This window comes from Allobosea sp. (assembly GCF_035944895.1).
Classification (GTDB): domain Bacteria; phylum Pseudomonadota; class Alphaproteobacteria; order Rhizobiales; family Beijerinckiaceae; genus Allobosea.
This window is the reverse complement of record NZ_DASZAT010000005.1, coordinates 335,914-358,522: the sequence shown is the minus strand read 5'-3', so window position 1 is coordinate 358,522 and position 22,609 is coordinate 335,914. Positions and strand designations below refer to the sequence as shown.

18 protein-coding genes are annotated in these 22,609 nt (G+C 67.8%); 6 read left to right on the top strand and 12 right to left on the bottom strand.

The features are described from left to right. Positions 1–54: 54 nt before the first annotated feature. The 5 genes from VGV58_RS04140 to VGV58_RS04120 form a co-directional block, all read right to left on the bottom strand. A complete protein-coding gene (locus VGV58_RS04140) occupies positions 55–1,041 on the bottom strand; it encodes a Bug family tripartite tricarboxylate transporter substrate binding protein (protein ID WP_326872711.1) in 987 nt (328 codons plus the stop codon). 85 nt (positions 1,042–1,126) lie between these two features. Beyond that, on the bottom strand, positions 1,127–1,930 hold the full coding sequence (locus VGV58_RS04135; RefSeq protein ID WP_326872710.1) for a DNA-binding transcriptional regulator: 804 nt from the start codon (positions 1,928–1,930) through the stop codon (positions 1,127–1,129). A gap of 87 nt (positions 1,931–2,017) precedes the next feature. Further along, positions 2,018–3,001, bottom strand: a complete 984-nt coding sequence (locus VGV58_RS04130; RefSeq protein ID WP_326872709.1) for an NAD(P)H-quinone oxidoreductase — start codon at positions 2,999–3,001, stop codon at positions 2,018–2,020. Further along, positions 2,998–3,639 carry a fumarate hydratase C-terminal domain-containing protein gene (locus VGV58_RS04125; RefSeq protein WP_326872708.1) on the bottom strand — a complete coding sequence of 214 codons (642 nt, stop codon included), beginning with the start codon at positions 3,637–3,639 and terminating at the stop codon, positions 2,998–3,000. Before VGV58_RS04125 ends, VGV58_RS04130 begins: the two co-directional genes overlap by 4 nt. Beyond that, positions 3,636–4,505 carry a fumarate hydratase gene (locus VGV58_RS04120; RefSeq protein ID WP_326872707.1) on the bottom strand — a complete coding sequence of 290 codons (870 nt, stop codon included), beginning with the start codon at positions 4,503–4,505 and terminating at the stop codon, positions 3,636–3,638. The genes VGV58_RS04125 and VGV58_RS04120 overlap by 4 nt, the downstream gene beginning before the upstream one ends. A gap of 167 nt (positions 4,506–4,672) precedes the next feature. Between VGV58_RS04120 and VGV58_RS04115 the strand changes: the two genes are divergently transcribed. Continuing rightward, positions 4,673–6,127: an aromatic amino acid ammonia-lyase gene (locus tag VGV58_RS04115; protein ID WP_326872706.1), complete on the top strand. Its 1,455-nt coding sequence runs from the start codon at positions 4,673–4,675 to the stop codon at positions 6,125–6,127. Positions 6,128–6,130: 3 nt separating this feature from the next. On the opposite strand, the gene VGV58_RS04110 is transcribed toward VGV58_RS04115, so the two are convergent. The 7 genes from VGV58_RS04110 to VGV58_RS04080 all read right to left on the bottom strand — a co-directional run bounded on the left by VGV58_RS04110 (position 6,131) and on the right by VGV58_RS04080 (position 15,573). Continuing rightward, on the bottom strand, positions 6,131–8,614 hold the full coding sequence (locus tag VGV58_RS04110; protein WP_326872705.1) for a glycosyl hydrolase 2 galactose-binding domain-containing protein: 2,484 nt from the start codon (positions 8,612–8,614) through the stop codon (positions 6,131–6,133). A 3-nt stretch (positions 8,615–8,617) separates the two neighbouring features. Beyond that, positions 8,618–9,631 (bottom strand): DUF1839 family protein, encoded by a 1,014-nt coding sequence (locus VGV58_RS04105; RefSeq protein ID WP_326872704.1) that lies wholly within the window; start codon positions 9,629–9,631, stop codon positions 8,618–8,620. A 5-nt stretch (positions 9,632–9,636) separates the two neighbouring features. Further along, on the bottom strand, positions 9,637–10,557 hold the full coding sequence (locus VGV58_RS04100; protein ID WP_326872703.1) for an amino acid--[acyl-carrier-protein] ligase: 921 nt from the start codon (positions 10,555–10,557) through the stop codon (positions 9,637–9,639). Between the two features lie 4 nt (positions 10,558–10,561). Continuing rightward, positions 10,562–11,797 carry an acyl-CoA dehydrogenase family protein gene (locus VGV58_RS04095; RefSeq protein WP_326872702.1) on the bottom strand — a complete coding sequence of 412 codons (1,236 nt, stop codon included), beginning with the start codon at positions 11,795–11,797 and terminating at the stop codon, positions 10,562–10,564. Continuing rightward, a complete protein-coding gene (locus VGV58_RS04090; RefSeq protein ID WP_326872701.1) occupies positions 11,797–12,042 on the bottom strand; it encodes an acyl carrier protein in 246 nt (81 codons plus the stop codon). Before VGV58_RS04090 ends, VGV58_RS04095 begins: the two co-directional genes overlap by 1 nt. A 277-nt stretch (positions 12,043–12,319) precedes the next feature. Then, positions 12,320–13,585 (bottom strand): UDP-phosphate alpha N-acetylglucosaminyltransferase, encoded by a 1,266-nt coding sequence (locus VGV58_RS04085; RefSeq protein ID WP_326872700.1) that lies wholly within the window; start codon positions 13,583–13,585, stop codon positions 12,320–12,322. Then, positions 13,582–15,573, bottom strand: a complete 1,992-nt coding sequence (locus tag VGV58_RS04080) for a GumC family protein (protein ID WP_326872699.1) — start codon at positions 15,571–15,573, stop codon at positions 13,582–13,584. Before VGV58_RS04080 ends, VGV58_RS04085 begins: the two co-directional genes overlap by 4 nt. 426 nt (positions 15,574–15,999) lie before the next feature. On the opposite strand from VGV58_RS04080, the gene VGV58_RS04075 reads away from it, so the two are divergent. From VGV58_RS04075 to VGV58_RS04055, 5 genes are read left to right on the top strand one after another with little or no spacing between them, the layout of a single operon-like run. Further along, positions 16,000–17,226 carry a glycosyltransferase family 4 protein gene (locus VGV58_RS04075; protein WP_326872698.1) on the top strand — a complete coding sequence of 409 codons (1,227 nt, stop codon included), beginning with the start codon at positions 16,000–16,002 and terminating at the stop codon, positions 17,224–17,226. Next, positions 17,223–18,602 (top strand): lipopolysaccharide biosynthesis protein, encoded by a 1,380-nt coding sequence (locus tag VGV58_RS04070; RefSeq protein ID WP_326872697.1) that lies wholly within the window; start codon positions 17,223–17,225, stop codon positions 18,600–18,602. Before VGV58_RS04075 ends, VGV58_RS04070 begins: the two co-directional genes overlap by 4 nt. Continuing rightward, the gene (locus VGV58_RS04065; RefSeq protein WP_326872696.1) at positions 18,599–20,383 is read left to right on the top strand and encodes an alpha/beta fold hydrolase; all 1,785 of its coding nucleotides are present in this window, start codon (positions 18,599–18,601) and stop codon (positions 20,381–20,383) included. The genes VGV58_RS04070 and VGV58_RS04065 overlap by 4 nt, the downstream gene beginning before the upstream one ends. Then, positions 20,380–21,408, top strand: coding sequence for a glycoside hydrolase family 5 protein (locus VGV58_RS04060; RefSeq protein WP_326872695.1), 1,029 nt, complete (start codon positions 20,380–20,382; stop codon positions 21,406–21,408). Before VGV58_RS04065 ends, VGV58_RS04060 begins: the two co-directional genes overlap by 4 nt. Then, positions 21,405–22,556 (top strand): glycosyltransferase family 4 protein, encoded by a 1,152-nt coding sequence (locus tag VGV58_RS04055; RefSeq protein WP_326872694.1) that lies wholly within the window; start codon positions 21,405–21,407, stop codon positions 22,554–22,556. The genes VGV58_RS04060 and VGV58_RS04055 overlap by 4 nt, the downstream gene beginning before the upstream one ends. Positions 22,557–22,609: the final 53 nt, after the last annotated feature.

Genomic DNA, 22,609 nt, shown 5'->3' with positions numbered 1-22,609 from the left:
CGGGAGCTTGGCCTGGGCGAACCACAGGCCAGGCTCCGTTTCGTTATCTTCAGGTCAATCCAGCGAGATCGCCGCGGCGCGGACCACATCCGCCCATTTCGCAATTTCCTGGCTCTGCGCAGCCCGCACTGCTGCCGCATCGCCGCTGAGCGAACGTACGCCGATCGTGGCGAGCTTCTCGCGCCCTTCGGCGCTCTCGACATAGGCGCGGGTGATCGCAGCAATGCGCGCGACGACCGGCTCGGGCAGCCCCTTCGGCCCGACCATTGCGAACCAGCCGGTTGCGTTGACGCCCGGCAGGCCAGCCTCGGCCAGGGTCGGGACATCCGGCAATTGCGGCGCGCGCTGGTCGCTGCTGACCGCGAGCGCGCGGACGGCACCAGCTTTGACGAGGGGGATGTAGGCCGGGATGAAGTCGATCGCGACATTGACCGTTCCCGCCAGCAGGTCGGTCGAGAGCGGGGCCGAGCCGCGATAGGGCACATGCGTCATCTGGAAATCGGCCTTGCGCTGGATCAGCTCGCCGGTGACGTGGCCCATCAGGCCGAAGCCCGGGCTGCCGAAGGTGAGCTTGCCGGGGTTGGCCTTGCCGTAGGCGACAAGCTCGGCGAGGGACTTCACCGGCAGCGATGGGTGCACAGCGACGATGCCCTGGACGTCGCCGAGCAGCGCGACCGGCGCGAAATCGACGAGCGGATCGAAAGCCAGCTTCTTGTAGAGCAGCTTGTTGGTCGCGAGCGGCCCCGAGGACGAGAACAGCAGGGTGTAGCCGTCTGCCGCCGCCCGGACGACGCCGGTGGCGGCGATATTGCCGCCGGCGCCGGTCTTGTTCTCGACGACGAAGCCCTGGCCGAGCTCGCTGCGCAATTTCTCCGCCAGCAGCCGGGCGACGACGTCGGTCGAAGCGCCCGCCGGGAACGGCACGACGATGGTGACCGGCCGGCTCGGCCAGGTTTCGGCAAAAGCCCGCCCACTGGCGGCCAGCGCACCGGCGCCTGCCATGGACGCCATGAAGCCACGGCGTGAGATCGGCCGCATCATGTGGGGTTTCCTCCGGACAATATCGCTTTGAAGCTGTTGTCCGGACACTAGGCGCGGGCCGGGCGCGCCCCGCGGGAAAGCGCCGCTATTTCTCGCCTTGAAACGCAACGCCCATGGATTGCGACAGCGCCTCCAATTGCGCCTCGATATTCGCCGCCGCCTTCTTCAGCGGGTGGATGATCCTGGCCTTGTCCTCGGGATTGGGTACCGCGGCGCGGAAGAAGGTGACGCCGAAGGTTGCGAGCACGCGCTCGCCGAGCTTGATCGGCACCGCGATCGTCGCGGAATTCGTCGGCTCGGCGACAGGGTCGCGCTCGGTGTAGCCGCGCCAGCGCGCCTGCTCGATCATGCGCGCGACATCCTCGTCGGAGAGGCTGCTGTTCTCCGGTTCGGCCGAGCTACGCATCGCGGCGCGCAGCACCTCGCGCTCCTCATCGGGACAGAAGGCGAGATAGGCGCGGCCCAGCGCCCGGCCACCGAGGTTGAGCCGGTAGCCGAGCGTCGCATGGAAGGGCGAGATCGGGCTGTCGGGGATCGTCGAAAAGCGCACGACCACCGCGTCATAGTCGAGCAGGCAGACGGCGCAGGGCCATTTGATCTGGCGCGTCAGCGCGGTCGCCCAGGGCCGCGCCGCCTCGATCACCATCGGCGCGCCATGGAAGCCCGAGCTCAGATGCGCCACCTGCGAGGTCACGAGATAGCCGCGCATGCGCTCGTCGCGCACGACATAGCCGGCTTCCATCAATGTCTCGAGCAGGCGCACGATCGTCGGCTTCGGCATGCCGGTGCGGCGATGCAGTTCGCCCACGGTCGCGACGCTGCAGCGATTGACCTCGGTCAGCAGCCGCAGCGCCTTGAGAACGGACTGGACGGGCGCGAACGAGAACACGCAGCGGGATCCGGCTAAGCGAGCACGAACCGCTGTTCTAGATGAGAATTCTCCCAAGCGGATAGTTATTCGCGCAGTCCCGCCGGACTATTCCGGCATGGTCAGGACGACCTTGCCGACCTGGTCGCCCGCATCCATCAGCGCATGCGCATCGCGGACATCGCGCCAGTCGAAGCTGGCGCAGACATGACTGCGGATCGCGCCGCTCTCCAAGAGCGGCCAGACCTTCTCGACCAGCTTGGCGGCGATCCGGCCCTTATAGGCGGCATCGCGCGGCCGCAGCGTCGAGCCGGTCAGGGTCAGCCGGCGACGGACGATGTTGCGGACATTGACCTCGGCCATCTGGCCGAGATGGCTGGCGATCAGCACGACGCGACCATCGGGCGCCAGCAATTGCAGCTGCTTTTCGGTATAGGGCCCGGCCTGCGCATCAAGGATGACGTCGACCTTCTCCTTGCCGATCGCCGCCTCGATCTCGGCGACCCAGTCGGCACGGTAGTCGACGGCGAAATCGGCGCCGATCTCCAGGCAGACCGCGCGCTTCTCGGCCGTGCCGGCGGTCGCGATCACCCGAGCGCCGCGGAGTTGCCTGGCGATCTGGATCGCAGCCATGCCGACGCCGCTGGTGCCGCCCTGGACCAGCAAGGTCTCCCCGTCAGCGAGCCTGCCGAGCCAGATCACATTGTTCCAGGCGGTGAAGAACACCTCCGGCAGCGCCGCCGCCTGCGCGAAGGAAAAGCCCTTCGGCAGCTTCATGCATTGCAGGGCCGGCACGGCGCAGAACTCGGCATAGCCGCCGCCATTGGCGAGCGCGCAGACGGCATCGCCGACCTTCGGCCAGCTGACTTCGGCACCGACGGCCTCGACCACACCGGAGACATCGAGGCCGGGCAGGTCGGTGGCGCCGGGCGGCGGCGGATAGAGGCCGCGCCGCTGCTGGATGTCGGGCCGGTTCACGCCAGCCGCGCGCACGCGGATCAGCACGTCGCCGGGGCCGAGCGCCGGCACGGGGCGGTCGCAGAAGGCGAGGACTTCGGGTCCGCCCGGCCTGGTGATCTCGATCGCTTTCATCGGTCGGTCCCGTTGTCGTGTTCCGTGGGGTGGAGCGAACGGATGATCTCGGGCATGCGTTCGCGGGCCGACAACATCAGCCGCTCATAGATCGAGTTGCCGTTGGCATCGATCGCGACGATCACCGGCCCGAAACCGTTCAGCCGCAGCCGATTCAGGCGGAACTGCATAATCAGGTCGCGCCAGGCGCAATCGGTCACCGCCTCCACGCCCTCGCTCAGCAGCGCCGAAGCGCCTCCGACGAAGGAGAAATAGATACAGCCGATTTCGCGCATCGCATCGACGCTGTCCTGCGAGAGCCCACCCTTGCCGCCGGTCGCGGTCAGGCGCAGGCCCCGGATCAGCGTCGGCATCAGATGGTTGAAGCGGCTGGAGGTCGTCGGGTTGACGTAATGGACCGCACCCGGCCGGCCGCCATCGTCCTCATAGCTAACGCCCATATGGAAGAAGGTGCCGTCGCGCAGCGAGAGCGGCAATTCGCGCCCGGCCTCGACCTCCGCGACCATGCGCTTCTGGGTAGGCATGCCGACGGTCGCGACGGCATCGCCATCGAGCAGCACGACGTCGCCGACCTTGAGCGCCCGCGCAGCCTCGGGCGTCAATGGCAGGGTCAGGCGGATGGGAGACAGGCCGGTCATTCGATCCGCTCCACCACGCCGGAATTATAGATCCGCGCCCTTGTCCGCCGGTTGATCCAGCAATTGAACGAGACCGCGACCGGGGTGAAGCCGTGGCCGGAAGCGTATTCGATGTGGACGCCGAAGGTCGTGGTCGCGCCGCCGACGCCCATCGGGCCGAACCCCATCTGGTTGACCGCGCGTGTCAGGCGCTCCTCCATCTCAGCGACCATCGCCTCAGGATTGCGTTCGCCGAAGGGGCGCAGGGTCGCGTCCTTGGAGAGCTTGGCCGCATGGTCGAAGGTGCCGCCGATGCCGACGCCGATCACCACCGGCGGGCAATGCTGGCCGCCGGCGCGCAGAACGATTTCCAGGATGCAGCGCTCGATCTCGTCGATGCTCGGGCTGACCAGTATCTCGACCGCGGCCCAGCGCCCGCCGCCGAGCGCCTTGGGCGCGCAGGTGATGTCGAGATAATCGCCTTCTCCGACGAGATCCCAGGAGACCAGTGGCATGTCCTTGCCGTGAAAGCTGCGCTCATTGGTCAGGGGATTGGTGACGAAGCGCAGGAGCGGCGGCTGGATCGTGCGGGTCAGCTCGGCGAAGCCGTCGACGATTGCCTGGCGGATATCGCCCTCCATGCGCGCGCCGGAGCCGATCTTGATCGAGTAGCTCGGCACGCCGGCATCCGAGCACAGGAACTTGCCGGTGGTCTCCGCCCGCTCGGCGCTGTCGAGCATGAAGGCGAGCGTCTGGCGGGCCTGCGGCTCCGTTTCCGTCGCCAGCGCCTTGCGGAACTCGGCCTTGGAGGATTCAGGAATGCGGCGCAGCGACCAATCATAGAGATTGGCGGTGACCTCCTTGACCAATTCATAGGTGATTGCCATGCGCACCGTCCGTTCGACGGGCTGAAACTAGTCGAATGACGGAAGTCGGCTGGGTGCCCGCGTTGCGTTTCGCGAGGTGAAATCGAGGCCGCGCCCCTGCGCGCCTCCAAGCTTCGCTTTATTGACGGGGTTAGCGAGCAGTGCGCCCGAGGACAGGACAAGCGATCATGAGCCATGTCGACATCACCGGCTTCGACCTGACGATCGACGAGATTGCCCGCGTCGCCAGGGAGAAGGCGCCCGTCGCTTTGACGCCGGAGGCCGTCGAGCGGATGAAGGCCGCCCGTGCCATCATCGACGAAGCCGTGGCACGCGGCGAGAAGGTCTATGGCGTCACCACCAGCGTCGGCGCCAAGACCGGCGTGCCGCTCGCGCCAGAGCGTATCGGCGAGTTCAACCGCCGCCTGCTGCTCACCCATAATGTCGCGCATGGCCCCCTCGCCTCACCCGAGCCGGTCCGGGCGATGATGCTCGTCCTGCTCAACTCGATGGCGAGCGGGCGCCTCGGCGTACGCCCTCTGCTGGCCGAGCGCCTTGCAGAAGCGCTCAACAGCAACCGGCAGATCGACGTGCATGTCTGGGGCTCGATGGGCCAGAGCGACATGGCCCCGATCACCGACCTCGCATTGGCGCTCTACGGCGATCTCGATCTGCAGGCTGGCGAAGCGCTGGCGATGCTCAACTCCAGCGCGCTGGCGCTTGGCATCGCGGCGCTCGCCATGGCCGATCTGCAGCGCAGCCTCGACCTCTGGAGCCTGATCGGCGCGCTCAGCATGGAGGGCTTCGCCGCTAACCCGTCGATCGTCTCGGAAGCCGCCTTGCGGTCGCGCCCCTTCGCCGGGCTGGAGCGGCATGGCCGGCGGATCAGGCGCTATCTCGACGGCAGCTACATCATGGCCAAAGGCGGGCCGCGCCATCTGCAGGATCCCTTAAGCTTCCGCTCGCTGCCCCTGCTGCACGGCACGGCGGCGGACAGCCTGGATTTCGCCTGGCGCCAGATCGAGACCGAGTTCCGGTCGAGCCAGAACAACCCGATCGTCTCGCTGGAAGAGCGCTCGCTGGTCTCAGTCGCAAATTTCGACACGGTCTCGCTCTCGATGGCGCTCGACATCACCCGCCTCGCCTTCGCGCCGGTCGTGACGGCTTCAGCCGAGCGCGTCGCCAAGCAGGTCGATTCCTTCTGGTCGGGCCTGACGGTCGGGCTGATCGAGGAGGACGGCGTCGGCCTGCCCGGTTTCAACGGCCTCGCCCAATTTCATAAAGCGATCACCTCGGAGGCGCGACTGGCGACGGCGCCGGTGGTTCAGGAGCTGGCGAGTTCAAGCCATTCCAACGGCAATCTCGACCGGGCGGGCATGGCGACCTTCGCGGCGCGCAAGACCCTGGAGGTAGCGGGCCTGTGCCGGTCGATCGCCGGGGTCGAGCTGATGGTCGCGGCGCAGGCGACCCAGAGCCGCAAGGCGACGCCGCTCGGCGCGGTGACCGGCAAGCTCTTCGCCTTGGTGCGCGAGGCCGTCCCCTTCGCAGCGGCCGGCGACCGCGTCCCGCATCTCGATCCGCTGCTGCGGCATGTCGAGGCGAGGCGCAGCGAGATCAACGCCCTCGTCGGCACCAACGACTGAGACTTACGCCCCCGCGGCGTAGCCGGCACGATCGAGCGCATTGACCGCGCGGACTTCGCCCGATGGCTCGCCGCTCGTGCCCGGGCGTCGGTGCAAGCGAACCCGCCGCGGCTCGCCCGGCGCAAGATGGAACCAGCTCCGCTCCGGCCGCCAACCGGCATCGACGATCTCGACCGATTGCGCCAGGCGCTGGGTCGACAGGACTAGGCTCCAATCGTCGCCTTCCCGTTCCAGCTTTGCGGCGAGCCCGCAGTGATGGCGCTCATGGCCGCGCCCGAGCGGGAAGTGGAAGGCTTCCGCCAGCACCGCACCGCTCGCGGCATCACGCAGCACGGCCGAGGTCACGTCATGGCCGGGCGGGCCGAAGCGATAGGCATAGGCGATATCGAAGAAGCGGCCGATCAGCTCGAAGGCCGAGAGCGTCGTCGCCGCGCGCGGGGCAAGTGCGACGTCGCGCTTCGCCTGGATCACAGCGACCTCACCGGCCCGCCAGCAGGTCAATTCGACGGTCGCGGCCAGCAGCTCCGGGCGCTCGTTCAGGACATGCAGGGCAAGGCCGTTGACGCCCTCGTCGGTCAGCGTGAGCTGGACCGGTCGGAAGGCGCGGGCGAGCCCATGCCAGGCCGATTTCGGTTCGCCGTCACTGGCAATGACGCCCCAGCCGGCTCCGGGTTGCAGGTCCTGCAGCAGCCAGACCAGCGCTCCCCGCGTCGGCGAGCCCGGCCGGCGCCATTCAGCGAAGGTTTCTTCCATCACCTCGGCGACAACCGCGCGTGACAAGGCGAAATAGCGCTCCGGGTCCTCGCGACGCAGACGCGCCGGTTCGAGGCCGTAGAGCCGTTCGAGATAGTGGTCGCGCACATCCTCGAAATCCCAGGAGGCGCCGGCATCGCGCGGCACGGCGCGCTTCCAGTCGGGATGATGGGTGATCGAAGGCGGCTTGCCTGATCGCAGCGAGACCTCTTCCGGTACATTGGCGAAGGCGAGGCTCTCGGCAGCGAAGCGGACATTGGCGCGGCGGGCATCGTCGAGCCCGCGCATATAGGCGCCGACGCCGTAATAATGCGTCACGCCCTTGTCGGCGACGAAGGGCAATGGCCCGCCCGAAGGCGAGTTCGGGACATAGGCGATGTCGGGGCGAAGGCGAGCAACCGCCTGCGGCAGCACCTCGTCGAAGACCGGACCGGACCAGGCCTCGGGCGGCGCACTAAGCATCGCCGATTGCTGGAAGACCTCGCTGCCGCCGCAGAGCACGGCAAGGCTCGGCGAGCCCTGCGTGCGGCCGAGCAGCACTTCGGCCTCCGCCGCGATCGCGGCACGGAAGCCGGCATCGCCCTGCGGATAGTCGAAATTGGCCAGCATCATCTCCTGCCAGACCATGATGCCGAGTTCGTCGCAGAGCGCGAAGAAGGCGTCGTCCTCATAGGTCATCACGCCGGGCAGGCGGATCATGTTCATCCCGGCCTCGCGCGCCAGCCGGAGCCAGGGCTCGTAAGCCGCGCGACCGCCGGCCAACGTGGTGACGTCGGCATTGCTCCAGCAGGCGCCGCGGCAGAACACCGGCACGCCGTTGACGATCAGTCCGAAGCCGTCGCCATCCCCGCCGCGGTCGACCTCGAGCGAGCGGAAGCCGATGCGGCCGAGTTCGATCGTCTCGCCGTCGAGCGTCAGGGAGAGATCGTGCAACGCCGGCTCGCCATGGGTGTGGGGAAACCAGGGTGCGATGCCCGGCAGGGACAATGTGCCGGCTAATTGACTGTCGCCATCTACGCGCAAAGCCGCCTCGCTGCCGGCGCAGCGCATGAACGCGCTACCTGCCAGCGACGCATTTGCGGCCAGCGTCAGGCTGAGCGAGACGGTGCCGGTCTGTCCATCATAGCTCGTGCGCAGGTCGACGGCTTCGACCTGTGGCGCACCCGCCTCGCTCTCGATCCGCAGAACCGGCCGATACGGCCCGGTCGGCAGGCCGGGCGGGCACCAGCCCGGCATCGAGCCGAGAGCTGTAGTGCGGAACCAGCGCAGGCCGTTGGGCTGGATCATCGCCGGCCGCCAGCGGGATCGGCGCGGCGCGGCGGAGAGCTTCGGCGCCAAGGCGCGGAAGCACAGAGCGATCTCGGTTCCGGCCGGGCAGTTCACGACGAGCTCGACCGCGGCGAACATTGAGGTGCTGTCTGCCTGTTTGATCCCGCCGACCCAGATTTCCGTGACGGTTGCCAAGCCTTCGAAGCGCAGGCGTCCATTCAAAGGCTCGGTCAGCCGCGTGCGATACCAGTGATCCTGCTGGCCGATCGCGTTGGCGCTGGCGTCATCAAGGCGTCCGAGCGCGCGCAGCGTTCCTGCGACGGTGCCCGGTACCGCAGCCTCCTGCCAGTCGCCGGCCTCGAGCAAATCGGCCGGCGTCGCGGCGGCATCGGCCGGCGTCGCGAGCCAGGTCCAGCCTGCGAGCGGCTCGACCCGTTCCCCACTACGCGCGACGATGCGGGCCATGGCTCAGCCGGGGAAGCGCTGCCCGAGCGCCTCGCTGACCTGGTCATGCTCGGTGACGAGGCCGGCGAGCGTCGCGTCGAAGCGCTCGAAGCGCTTCTGCTTCATCGCCCTGGCAAGATGGAACTGCGCCACCTTGGCGCCCTCGGCGATGCGCAGGGAGCCGTCGCGGGCAGCATCCAGCCCGTTCACGCTCTGGCCAAGCCAAGTCAGATGGCTGGCGAGCAATTCGAAATTGGCGCCGAGCTGGCGCAGCGTGTTGAAGGCGTAGTGATGGAAGGCCGCACCCGGCCGCTCGGCCAGCGCCTCAGCCTGCGCGGTCGCCACAGCCCGGAAGGCCGCGACCGGATTGTCGCTCGGCCGGCGCGCGACATGGCGGGCGAGCAGCTTCAGCGCCGTCGCGCCCAGGGTTGCCTCGTCTGGCCGGCGCTGCGGCAGGCGCACCATCTCGGCATAGGGGAAGAGCGTGTCGTCGCGCATCTGCCCCGGCAGCAACCGGAACAGTCCGTCGAAATCCTCGCCTTCGGCTCGATGCAGGCCGTCATTGTGGAAATAATCGAGCTCGCGGGCGGCGCGGTCGAGCCGGTTCACCGCGATCGTCGTCTTGCCGTGGCTGTCGCGATAGGAGACGCCGCGGGTATCGGGCATGTAGAAGGAATCCAGTTCGAGCAGGACGAGGCGTCCGAGCCCGATCTGCTGCTCGATATGGCCGATCAGCTCGTCATAGAGCGCGAGCTCCGTCACCTTGAGGCCATAGAGCGCTTCGAGATCGTCGAGCGGCGGCTTGAAGAAAGTGAACTGGTCGCCCTCGAAATCCTGCGCGATCGTGAAGCCGAAGGCGGCCGCCGGCTCCATACCCAGCGCGTGCAGGATCTCGATCCAGAGGTCGGCATAGCAATTGGTCTGCGGCCAGTGCCGCTCGCCGGCATGCATGGCATGCCTGTCATAGGCGAGCGGATCCACCGGCAGGAGCCGGCCCGCCAGACCGGCGGGCGCGGCGATCTTTTGCTGGGCCGTCATCGCACTCACGGCCAGAGCACGTTGCGGACCGAAGCCGGCCAGCGCTCGACGTCGTAGCCATGGTGCTTGAACAAGGCGAGCGCGACACGCTCCATGCCGAAGCCGACGCAGGCGGTGTGCGCGGTCTCGCCGGCAGCGGTCTGGATGCCCCAGGTCGTGCCGAAATGGTCCTGATGGTAGTTGAAGGAGAGGCAGGCGGTCGGCTTCTCCTCGCTCTCGATCGGGATCAAGAGCTCGAACTTCAGGCGCTGGTCGCGCTGGTTGTTGGCGAGCATGCGCCCGGCCCGGCCGAAGAACGGATCGTTGGCGACGTCGAGATTGAGCGGCACGCCGAGCGAGGCCATCATCTCCTGGCCGCGGTCGAGCCAGGTCGCGCGGAACTCCGTGACCTGCTCGGGCGTGCCGAAGCGGACATATTCGCGCATCCGGAAGAGCTGCATCCGGGCCGGGTCCTTCGAGGGCTCGTGCCGGAAGCAGTAGGATTGCAGGTCGAACAGCGCGCCGTCCGCCTTGAGCGGGCCGCGCTTGGCCACGACCGGATAGAGCGGGTAGCAGGCGGCCGGGGTCAGCACGACCTCGGTCGAGATCTGTCCGTCGGTCCAGTCGACGCCATCGGCCACCTTGTGCAGCAGTTCGGCGTGGGCCCGCTCGTCGCCGGCAAAGGAATGCACGGTGCCTGCAAGCTGCGGGAAGCTCTTGAGATAGCCGCTCTTCTCGAAATGCTTGCGGCTCATCGCCGGCGGAAAGCGGACGATCTCGGCGCCGTCCTGGCCGCCATGGCGGGTGATCAGGTCGTCGAAGCGGGCGATGACCTCCTCGAACAGGCCACTGCGGCCATAAAGGCCGTCAACGCCGATGTCGATCAGCAGGCCGGTATCGATCAGTTCCGCGAGGAAGCCCTGCGGCTGGGGGCAGTTCTGGCACATGCGATCACCTGGAGAGGCTGGGGTCGTGCTTGTAGACCGCCAGCAGGTTGGAGGTGTTGCCGAGGATTCGGTCGTTGTTGATCATGATCGGCGCCGAGAGCGCATCGCGCATCAGGCGCGCCAGGCTCGCCGGGCTGTCATTGCGATAGCCCTGGATGCCGCAGATCAGGAAGGCCTGCATCACGATCTCGCCGACGCTCTGCGAGGCCACGACCTTGATGCTGTTCATCGCCACGACGAAGCCCATCGAGGAGAGCTCGTCGGCATCGCCGCGGGCGCGCTCATAGCGATCGAGCCCGGCGACGACCAGCGCCTTGAACTGCTGCAGGCGGGCGAGCAGTTCGGCCAGGCGCAGCGCGCTCGGCGGGGTCGAGCCCGGGCGCTTGCGCGCCTCGCTGCGCACGAAGCCCTCGGCACGGGCGACGGCCTCGGCCGCGATGCCGTACCAGACCGAGGCCCAGAGCAGATGCGCATTGGGCAGCATCGACTGCGCCGCGATCTCGGCGAAGGAGACCGGGATGATCTGCTCGGCCGGGGCACGTCCCGAGAAGGTGAAATTGTCGGAGCAGGTGCCGCGCATGCCCATCGTGTCCCAGGCGGCGCTGCGCTCCAGCGTGTACTGGTCCTTGGTCAGGACGGACATGACCTGATCGGAGGGCGGCGCCTCGGGCGTGCGCCGCGAGGTGATCAGGATGGCGTCGGCCTGCGCGCCGTAGGAGATCAGGCAGCCTTCTTTGTCGAGGGTGAAGTCGTCGCCCTCGCGCACCACGCCGCAGATCGACGAACGCAGATCGCCGCCGACGCCGCCGCCTTCCGTCGTGGCCGAGGCGAGCAGCAACTGCTCGCGGGCGATGCGCGCCATGAAGGAGGCGTGCCAGGGATCGTCATTGCAATGCACGACCAGGCTCGACGCCTTGATCTGGTGCATCGCGTAGATCATGCCGGTCGAGGCGCAGGCCTGGGCCAGCACCGAGCAGATCTCGGCAATGGTCGCATGGCTCGCCTGCTCGCCGCCATGGGCCGCGGGGATCATGATGCCGAGCAGGCGCTCGCGCTTCAGGGCCTCGAAGGCCTCGTGCGGGAAGCGCGACCTGGTGTCGACATCGCCGGCATGCTCGGCCGCGATCTTGGCGATCTTGCGCGCCTTGGCGATCATCGCCTTCTGCGCCTCGGCGCTGGCGCCCGAGGTCTCGGAGGTGAGCTGGTAGCCGGCTTCGGCCAGGCGGGCGAGCGTCGTCATCAGACGTGCTCGCTCTGGATCGTGCGGATCGCGTTCTCGATCGCGGCGATCGAGGCAAAGTTGCGCCGGTTCATCATGTTGTCGGGGAATTCGACCTCGAAGGCCTCCTCGAGCGCCATCATCAGCTCGACCGTGCCGAAGGAGGTGAGGCCGGCATTGTAGAGATCGGCCTCATCGGCGAGGGTGGCGACATCGACCGGCAGCTTGCCGGTGGCCTTGAGGATTTCGCGGATCCTGGTCTTCATCTTTCGGTCCTGCCCTGTCTGATGCCATCGCTGCTGCCGTGCAGCCCCGTTTTGGCTCCGCCCTCGACGTGCGGCGGCATACGCTGGCGCAGAGCGCTCGCGATCGCCGTCGGGACGCTTGGGTCGGTTGGTTTGACGCCGTGTTGTTCGTTGCGTCAGGCCTAACGCATAAAATTTAAAGTTACCTTGCGCCGGCCGCAGAATGACTGTGGGAAGCGCTTCGAGGCCCGACGCTTGGAGATGTGGTAAACGGCAGATTGCCGCGAATACTCTATTTTTAGTGCATTCGGCCGGCCATTGCGGCAGAATATTCTGGCGCGATGTTGCGCGGCGCCGCCGGCACAGGCTCCGGCCCGGCGTCACCATCGCTCGATCCGGTCATGAACCAGAGCAGGGCCGCCGTCTTGATCGAGTAGACGGAATCGCTGACGATCATCAGCAGGCAGATATAGGTCGCGACGCAGACCTTGAAGCGCCAGGCCCGGGGCGACTTTTCCGGCGCGAAGATGAACAGGCTCCAGAAGCCGATGACGCCGAAGAGCCCGATCTGGTTCAACGAATAGGCATAGCCGGAATCCGACAGGAACGGCTTGTCCGGCGACAGGCCGAAGACGGCGGCCGGCGAGAGCGAGGTGATCAGGCGCGACGTCCAGAGCATCCGGCCGGCGAAGTTGTTCTGCCAGTTCACCTCGGCGCTGACGAAGCCGTAGATCGCGAACCCGATCAGCATGACGAAGGGCGCCGCCAGCCAGACGAAACGCGGTGTGATCGGCGCAGTGAAATAGGCGACCGTCGCGACGATGCAGACATTGGCGCCGAAGCGGGAGTCGCTGAGCACGATCGCCGTCATGCCCGCGGCCATGGTCAGCCAGCGCTTGGCCATCTGCGGGCGATTCAACGCCCAGATATAGAGGATCGCGCCGAAATTGCCGGTCGAGATCGGCTCCAGGAAGACCGAGGACGCCCGGTGCGGCCCGAGGAAGGGCAGCAGCGTCCGCGAATCCGGACGCAGGCCGCTGGCGAACAGCGCGCCGGTCTGGCTGCTGACGTCGCTCGGTGCGACCGTGCCGCGCGCGACATAGTATTTGATGATGTTGAAATAGGTGACGTAGAGGTCGAGGGCCAGGAATTCGAACAGGCCGAAGACGACGACGATGATCCCGCTGACCAATGCGGCCCGATCGGCCAGGCGTGGATCGTTGCAGCTCTTGCCGAGCAGATAGAAGGCGACCGGAATCAGGAAGTCGCGCACCGCCTTGGGGTCGATCAGCGGCCGCATCGCCATCAGCAGCACGGCATAGGAGAAGAACACCGCCAGCAGCAGATAGGGCGCGGCGTTGCGGCCGAGGCCGAGATAGAGCGCGGTCGCGACCAGCACGACCTCGCACCCCATTACCATGGTGTCGTTGATGCCCATGACGTTGGTGTTGATGAAGCACAACGCCATGTTGAAGGTGAGCGCGCCGATCAGCAGCGCGAGCGGCAGGGTCGGCATCGGGCGGGTCGGGTCGACGCCGCCCGCCATCGCCGCCTGCCCGGTCACGCCGCGGCCTGAGCCGGGCGGCGCAGCCAGCGCGACGCCAGGCCGCGCGCGCCGCCTCCCGCATCCTCGGGAATGACGAGCGCGACGATGTGCTCACCGACCGGATCGATCGCCGCCGCCTGGTCGACCAGGCTGCGCGGCGTCTCGCCAGTCAGGGACGAAGCGAGCACGATCGCATCCGGACGCGCGCCGGCCTTGCCGTCCGAAGGCGAGGCGCGCCGCATGATGATGAAGTTGCGCCGCCGCCCGGGCCGGGCCGTGGCCGAAGCGGCCGGCTCGATCCGGCGGATGTTCATGTCGCGGCCCGAGCCGTCCTGGCAGAGCAGCACGCTCTCGCCATGCGCCGCCAAGCTGTTGGCGAGATGCTCGGCGAGCGCCGCCTGCGTCGCGTCGTCGACCGAGCCGGCGATCATCACGGAGGCCGGCAGGTGCGGGCCGAGCGTCCGTTGCAGCAGGCGCGTCACCGGCACCAGCGCATCCTCGCGGCGGGCATCTACGGCGGGCAGCGACACCACGGTGCCGACGCCGATCGCCTGGCCGGCGGCCTCCGGAGTCAGAGGCGCCAGCGGCTTCAGCCGCTCGGGCATGATCCGCGAGGATGGCAGCCATTCCAGCAGATAGGCGAGGCCGAGGCCGGCGCAGGCGCCGAAGAGCAGGGCCGCGGCGAGCACGACCGGTGCTGGCGGCTTGGTCGGCGTCGCCGGCGCGACCGCCTCCGAGAGCATGCGCGAATTATTGGTCTCGATCCGCTTCTGCTGCTCCAGCTCCTTGGCGCGCTGCAGCGAGGCGCTGTAGACGACGCGCACCGCCTCGGCTTCGCTTTCGAGCTGGCGCAGCTTGATCTGCGCGGCGCCGCTGACCTCCTGCGACTTGGTCAGCTCCGTCGCCCGCTTCCTGAGATTGGCGAGGTTGGCCTCGGCCTGGCGATAGCCTTCCTGCACGGTGGCGCGCAGGCGGGCCAACTCTCCCGTGAGAAGCCGGCGCGTCTCCGCCAGCTCGGCGCGGATCTCGATCAGGCGCGGATGCTGTGGCGCCAGCGTCTGGGCGAGGCTCGCCGCCTCGCGCGCGCTTTGGGCGTATTGCCCCCTGAGCGAGGTCACGACCGAAGAAGTGAGCGCCTCCGGCAGCGTGTCGGACAGCGGGTCGCTGTTGCGGTAGCGGGCCAACTGGTCGCGCCGCGCCTGCTGGCGTGCCATCTCGGCTTCCGCCTGGCTGATCTGGCCGTAGAGGTCGCGCAATTGCTGCGAGATGATCAGCCCGCCCTCGCCGGTGCTGACGAGGCTGTGCTGGCTGCGGAAGCTCTGGACGGCGCGCTCGGCCGCATCGAGCTGTGTCCTCAAGCCCGCAATCTGCTCGATCAGCGTCGTATTGGCGCGCTCGACGACGGCACGACGCCCGTCATTGCCCTGGCGGAAATAGACCTGAGCCAGACCATTGGCGATGTCGGCGGCCTTCTGCGCCTGCGGATGCGAGACGGTGATGCGGAAGACCAGCGAGTTGTCGACGCGCTGGATCACGATCGCGCGCTTCAATGCATCGACCGCCTGCGCCAGGCGCTGCTCCGCCGTCGGCTGCACCAGCTTGCCGAGCAGGCGCGAGAGAAGCCCCGGCGGCCGGACGAAGGCGGGATCGTTCTCGAGGTCGAGTTCCTCGATCACCTGCCGCAATACGCCGGTCGAGGTCATCACCAGTGCCTGGCTGTCGACATTGGCGAAGTCGATCGAGGCCGAGGTGTCGGTGCGCACGATGTCCTTGCCGACGACCTGTAGCGCCTGCGGGTCGACGAGCAGTTCGGCGGTCGCGCGGTAGACCGGCACCTGCACAGCGAGATAGGCGAGCGCGAACAGCAGGCAGATTGCGGCACTGGCAATCACCAGCCAGCGGCGGCGGCGCAGCAGCTGGAGCAACTCGGACAGGCTGAAAGCGGCGGAGTCGCGGCCTTTCGCCGACGCGTCTTCCCGTCCCCCCGCCTCCAACGCAGCCGACACCACAAGCCTCCTCAATCCGGCCCGGCACGGCGCATCCGCGGCCGGACGCGCCGACGGACTCGGCTGGAATTCCACCGCGCATCCTGCCGAGGCGTAGTTAACATTTCGGCAACGGACTGAAGATGATTTGATTCAAGTATTCAATCATTCGGCTCGCTGAAAATTAACTACGCAGCCAAAGCATTTTCAAAGACATATTCCGCTCCAGGGGCGCCGGTGATAGTTCAATATTTACGAAAATCAGCGTGATCGGAACGGCTTTTCGACCAGCCCGCCTGCGGCCGGCGCGATCCCGTTCATGCCTCGTTTACAACAGGAAGAAATCCCTCGGTCACGCCAACCTTTGCTTAGCTCGCGCCGGGTATTCCTGCCCTTGGGAAAGGCCGGCCCGGCAAACGCGCCGTGACGAGGACGAGTCCAGACAACATGCGTATCCTGATGGCCTGTGCAGCGTTCCCGCCCTTCATCGACGGCGGCGGGCCGATCTCGGCGATGATCGTCGCCAAGCTGCTGCTCGCGGCCGGCCATGACCTGACCGTCGTCAACGTCTCCGGCGAGGACAGGCACGAGATCTTTGACGGCGTGCCGGTGCACCGCCTGCGTTCGCTCAACATCGACTGGAACTACCGTTTGCCCCGACCGGGCTGGAAGAAGGCGATCTGGCATGCGCTGGAGAACTTCAATCCGCGCGCCTTCGTCGTCATGCGCCGCGAGATCAGGCGCCTGCGGCCCGACATCGTGCTGACCGACTCGATCGAGAACATCAACGTCGCGACCTGGGCTGCAGCGAAGAGCTGCGGCGTGCCGGTCGCGCATATCCTGCGCAGCACCTTCCTGCTCTGCTGGAAAGGCAGCATGTGGAAGGGCAACGACAATTGCGGGCGCGCCTGCGGCTCCTGCCAGATGACCTCCTACGGCAAGAAACTCAACTCGCGCTTCGTCGATGCCGTGATCGGCGAGACCGACTTCATCATCGGCCGCCACACCGAGCACGGCTATTTCCCGAATGCCACGACGCACGCCATTCCCGGCGCGATCGCGCCCATCCCCGGCGCCCTGCCCCGCTCGGCTCCGCCGGCGGAGCGCCCGCTGCGCATCGGCTTCATCGGCGTCCATGATCCGGTCAAGGGCCTGGACACGCTGGCCGCAGCCGCACAGCGGCTGGCAGGCGAGCCCGTCGAGTTCCTGATCGCCGGCACCGGCCAGAGCGACTACGCCAAAGCTTTGCCTGAGCGCTTCCCGGCCCAGAACACCCGCTTCCTCGGCTGGACCAAGCCCGACGCGTTCCTGCCCGAGATCGACGTCCTCGCCGTTCCCTCGCTTTTCCGCGAGCCCTTCGGACGGGTGGTGATCGAGGCCTTCGCCCATGGTGTCCCCGTGATCGGCGCCAGGTCCGGCGGCATCCCCGAGACGATCCAGCCAGGCGTCAACGGCGCCCTGTTCGCGCCGGGCGACGATGCCGCGCTGGCCGAGCAGATCATGGCGTTCGCCAGGGATCGCGCACTGGTCGCCATGCAATCGGCCGGTGCGCTCGCAGCCGCCGCCCGCTACAGCCCAGACCGGATCGCTGCGTCCTATAACGCCGTCTTCGACGGCCTCACCGGCAAGCCCGCCGGGACCGCGCTTCTGCAACCGCGGGAGGCGCGGCCGTGAGGGAACTGCTCGATCTCGCCTGGAACGGAGCCGGCCGCTTCCTGCCGGCCTTCTCCTCGCGCTTCAGCAGCACGCTGCTGAGCTTCCTCGTGCTGCTGGCCGCGAGCCATTTCCTGCCGACCTCGGAATACGGGCTCTATGTCTTCCTGTTCTCGATCGGCAGCGCGCTCGGGCTGATCGCCGTGCTCGGCCAGCAGATCCTGGTGGTGAAGCATTATCGCCGGGCCGAGGCGAGCGGCCATCCGCTCAACCAGGCGCTGCTCGGCGTCAACGCGCGCTGGCTCGCGCTCGGCTGCTTCGTGCTGCTGGCGGCGGCGCTGCCGCTCTGGCTCTTCGCCGAGCGGCTGCCGCCGACCTATCACTATCTCTGGCTCGCCTTCGTCTTCGCCGCGATCTTCGCGCTCAGCGAGTACCTGCAGAACTATTTCCGCATCCATGGCCGCATCAACATGTCGCTGGTGCCGCGCGAGATCGTCTGGCGCGGAAGCTCGATCCTGCTGATCGCCGGGGCCGGGCTAGCAGGCGTCTTGAGCGGCGGTGCGGGCGCGATGGCGATCATCACCGGCCTGCTCGCGGCGACCACTCTCTATCAGAGCGTCTGCTTCATTCAGGACGAGGGCGTGAGCTGGCTCAGGGCGCGCGACCAGGTGCCACCGCAGACCCATGGCGAATGGCGCCGGGAAAGCGGTTATTTCATCGCCAACAACGTGCTGAACTCGGCCTCGGCCTATCTCGAAACGATCCTGATCGGCGCGCTGCTCGGCCTGAACGAAGCCGGCTTCTATTTCGTCGCGCTGCGCATCTCGATGCTGCTGCTGCTGCCCCTCGCCGCAATCGACACGGTCGGCATCCCGATGATCGCCGCCCGCTTCCAGAAATCCGATACGGCCGGCGCGCAGTTGCTGATCGGGCGGCTGTCCTTCGCCAGCTTCTGCATCTCGCTGCTGGGTGCACTGGCGCTCGCCGTCGTCGCGCCCTTCATCCTGCATCTGTTCAATCCCGAATTCGTCAAGCATGAGGACGTACTGACCGCGCTCTGCGTGCTCTCGGTCTCGCTCGCCTTCTTCGGCCCCGGCTCCTGGCTGCTGATGATCGGCGGCGGCGAACGCTTCTTCCTGATCGCACGGGCGATCATGTTCGTCCTCTATCTCGGTCTGCTCTACGCGCTGGCGCGGGTCGGCGGGCTGATGGGCATCGCCATCGCCGGACTGATCTTCAGCACCGCCTCCAGCCTCGCTGCCTGGTACTGGATCAAGCAGAAATGGCGGATCGACAACATGGCGACCGCCTTCTTCCGGCCCTTCCTCTTCGGCGGCGCGCCGCAGGACACGGCGCCGCTGCCGCCCGGCCGCGCCAGCGAAGGAGCCGGCCGATGACGGCAGCCACAGCCTATCGTGTCGATCCGGCCGGCGAGACGAGCACGGCCCCCTCGCCCTTCGGCACGCCGGTCACCTTCGGCCGCAGCATGGGCATGCTCCATGCCGGCAGCGCTCCGGTCGCGGTGCTGATGCTCGGCGCCATCGGCTATGAGGAGCTCTGCCTGCGTGCCACCTGGCGCAGCCTGGCGCAGGCGATCTCCGACAAGGGCATCGCCTGCCTGCGCTTCGACTATCCCGGCCAGGGCGACGCCCATGAAGCCGCCGATCCACAGGGGCTGGACGACTGGTTCGAGACCATCCGCGACGCCGCGAGCCTGCTGCGGCGCACCAGCGGCTGCGAGCGCCTCGTCCTGCTCGGCCAGGGGCTCGGCGGCACGCTGGCGCTCAGGCTCGCCGAGGAGCTTGCCCCGGTCGCAGCCAGCGTGCTGATGGCACCGGTCGGCAACGGCAAACGCTATCTGCGGGAGCTCTCGGCCTGGACGCGCATCGTCTCGGACCGGATCGGCATCGGCACCGATCCCGACGACGATACGCGCTGCGCCGTGGCCGGCCTGCGCATCGCGCCGGGCCGCCTGCCGGCAATCGCGACGCTCGGCACAAGCGCGCTCCAGAAGGCTCCGTCCGAGCAGGTCTTGCTGTTGTCGCGGCCGGGACACGGCGGCGATACGGCCCTGGCCGAGGCGCTCACCGGCCTCGGTGCCACCGTGACGCAGCGCGACTATGACGGCTACGAGACGCTGACCACCGACCCGACCGCAGCCCGGCCGCCCAAGGCGACCATCGCCGGGATCGTCGACTGGATCGCCGAGCAAGCTGCGGCTGCCGGCTCTATTCCAGCCGGCATCGGGGCGCCCCAATTCCCCGGCCCGGCGGAAGGCCTGCTCGGCGACGGCTTCGTCGAACGGCCAATCCGCTTCGGCCCGGATGGCCGGCTCTTCGGCGTGCTCTGCGAGCCGCTCGGGCAGCCGGCGCGCGAGCCGATCATCTTCGTCAATGCCGGCCGCGACTATCATATCGGCTGGGCCCGGGTCAGCGTCAGCCAGGCGCGCGCCTTCGCCCGGCGCGGCATCGCCTCCCTGCGCTTCGACGCCAGCAGTGTCGGCGACAGTGGCATCGCGGCCGACGGGCCGGAGGAGATCCTCTATTCGCAGGCGCAGATCGACGATGTCCGCCTCGCCATCGACGCCATGCAGGCGCGCGGCTTCGATGCCCCGGTCCTGATCGGGCGCTGCAGCGGCGCCTATGCCGCCTTCCACGCCGCCGTCGTCGACGAACGCATCCGGCGCCTCGTCATCGTCAACAATGAGCGCTTCGTCTGGGATCCCGACGAGAGCGTCGAGGATGCGATCCGCTATGCCCATCGCAGCGCCGGCGATCTCGGCGCGACCCTGGCCCGCAAGGACGGTTTGCGCCGCCTGCTCACCGGCAAGCTCCGCGTCGGCCCTGCCGGGCGCTATCTGATCTACCGCTATCGCAAGCGGCTCTCGGTCAAGCTCGCGCCGGTGCTCGGGCGATTGACAAAGCACGGCCGGCTCCACCACCAGTGCCATCGCCATTTCGCCACGCTCGCGGCGCGCAATGTCGAATTGTCGCTGCTCTATGCCGATGGCGATGTCGGCCTGGCCGAGCTCCAGACCTATTTCGGCGAGGCCGGCAAAGGCCTTGCCGCCTATCCGAACGCCTCGCTGACCATGCTCGCCGACGCCGACCACAACTTCACCCATCTCGCCGCCGGGCGCCGGCTGCTCGATGCGCTCATGCGGATCGTCGCGCCGTGAAAGCGGCCGCGCTCGCCCTGGCCTTGCTCGCCGCCCTGCCGGCACAGGCAGAGACCTGCCTGCGCGGCGTCAATCTGTCGGGCGCCGAGTTCGGCGACACGCCCGGCAAGGTCGACACCGACTACACCTATCCGAGCGAACAGGCGATCCAGCGGCTCGGCAAGCTCGGCGCCAGCGCCATCCGCCTGCCCTTCCGCTGGGAGCGCATCCAGCCGCAACTCAATGCCGGGCTCGACATCATGGAGCTGGCCTATCTCGACCAGACCGTCCGCCGGATCAACGAGGCCGGGCTGATCGCGATCATCGACCTGCACAATTACGGCTACTATGCCAAGAAGCAGCTCGGCTCGAAGGATCTCCCGGCCGAGGCGCTCGCCGATGTCTGGCGCCGGCTCGCCGAGCACTACCGCGACCGGCCCAGGCTCGTCTTCTCGCTGATGAACGAGCCCTATGACATCACCAGCGCCAACTGGGCCAGGATCCAGAATGGCGCCATCGCCGCGATCCGCAAGGCGGGCGCGAAACAGCTCCTGCTGGTCACCGGCACGGCTTTCGGCGGCGCCCATAGCTGGACCTCCGACCTGCCGGTCGGCAACAACGGCCGCGACCTCCTCGGCGTCGTCGATCCGCTCGACCGCTATGCCTACGACTTCCACCAATATCTCGACGCCGATTATTCCGGCCGTGCCGCGGAATGCTCGGCTGCGGCCGGCGCGCTGAAGGGGATCGACGACGTCACCGCCTGGCTCAAGGCCAATGGCCGCCGCGGCTTCCTCGGCGAGTTCGCCGCATCCGACAAGCCGGATTGCCTCACGGCACTCAGGCAGATGGTGGCGAAACTCGATGCCAGCCCGCAGCAATGGCTCGGCTGGACCGCCTGGGGCGCCGGACCCTGGTGGCCGGCGGACTATGTCTTCAATCTCGAACCGACCAAGGCCGGCGAGCGCCCACAGATGAAGGTGCTGCTCGAACGCTTGAAGACGAAGCGGCCCAGCGCCATCTGCGGCCGGGAGGCCAAACCGTGACCGCTCCGTTCTCCCATCGCGCCGCGCCCGCTCTGCCGGCCGGCACGCGCATCGTCCATGTCGTGCGCCAGTTCCTGCCCAATCGCGGCGGGCTGGAAGACGTCGTCGCCAATCTCTGCCGGGGCCAGCTGGCGCTTGGTCTCAAGCCCTCCGTAGTGACGCTTGATCGGCTGTTCTCCCGGCCGGAGCTTGCCCTGCCGGCGAGCGAGGTGATCGACGGCATCCCGATCACCCGCATCCCCTTCCGCGGCTCGACGCGCTACCCGCTCGCACCCGAAGTCTTCAAGCACCTGCGCGACGCCGATCTCGTCCATGTCCACGCGATCGACTTCTTCTTCGATGCGCTCGCTCTGGGCTGGCTGCTGCACCGCAAGCCGCTCGTCGCCACCACCCATGGCGGCTTCTTCCACACCAGCGACTTCGCCGGGCTGAAAAAGCTCTGGTTCAACGGCCCGACCCGGCTCTCGGCGCAGGTCTATCGTGGCATCGCCGGTTGCAGCACCAACGATGCCCGCATGTTCGAGCGGCTCGCGCCCGCCAAGGTCCGGGTGATCGAGAACGGCGTCGACCTCGATAAGTTCGCCGGCGCCTCCAGCCCCGACCCGCAGCGCCGTCTCGTCAGCATCGGCCGCTTCTCCAAGAACAAGCGCCCGGACCGGCTGATCGCGACGATGGCGGCATTGGCACGGCGCGAGCCTTCCTGGCAGCTCGACATGCTCGGCGTCGCCTCGGACTGGACCGAAGAGGCGCTGCGCAAGGCAATCGCCGATGCCGGCATGGAGCAGAACGTGACGCTGCATCTCGGCCTCGACGACGCCGGCGCGCGAGCGGTGATGAGCCGCGCCTCGCTCTTCGTCTCCGCCTCGGAGTTCGAGGGCTTCGGCCTGGCCCTGGTCGAGGCGATGAGCGCCGGGCTCGTGCCGGTCGTCCAGCCCAATGCGGCCTTCGCCGGCCTGGCGAACAAGTTTCCCGTCGTTCGCACCGTCGATTTCGCCGATCCGGACGAAGCTGCCTTGGCCGTCGAGCAGGCTCATGCCGATCTCGTCCGCTACCCCGGCAATACGCGCCCGCGCCTCTCGGACCTCGCATCCTATTCCTGGCACGAGGTCACACGCCGCTATCTCGACTTCTACGCCGCAGCGCTCTGACCAAGCACAATCGCTCCCCGCCAGCGCAAGGAACCCCTTGCGCGCCGCCAGAA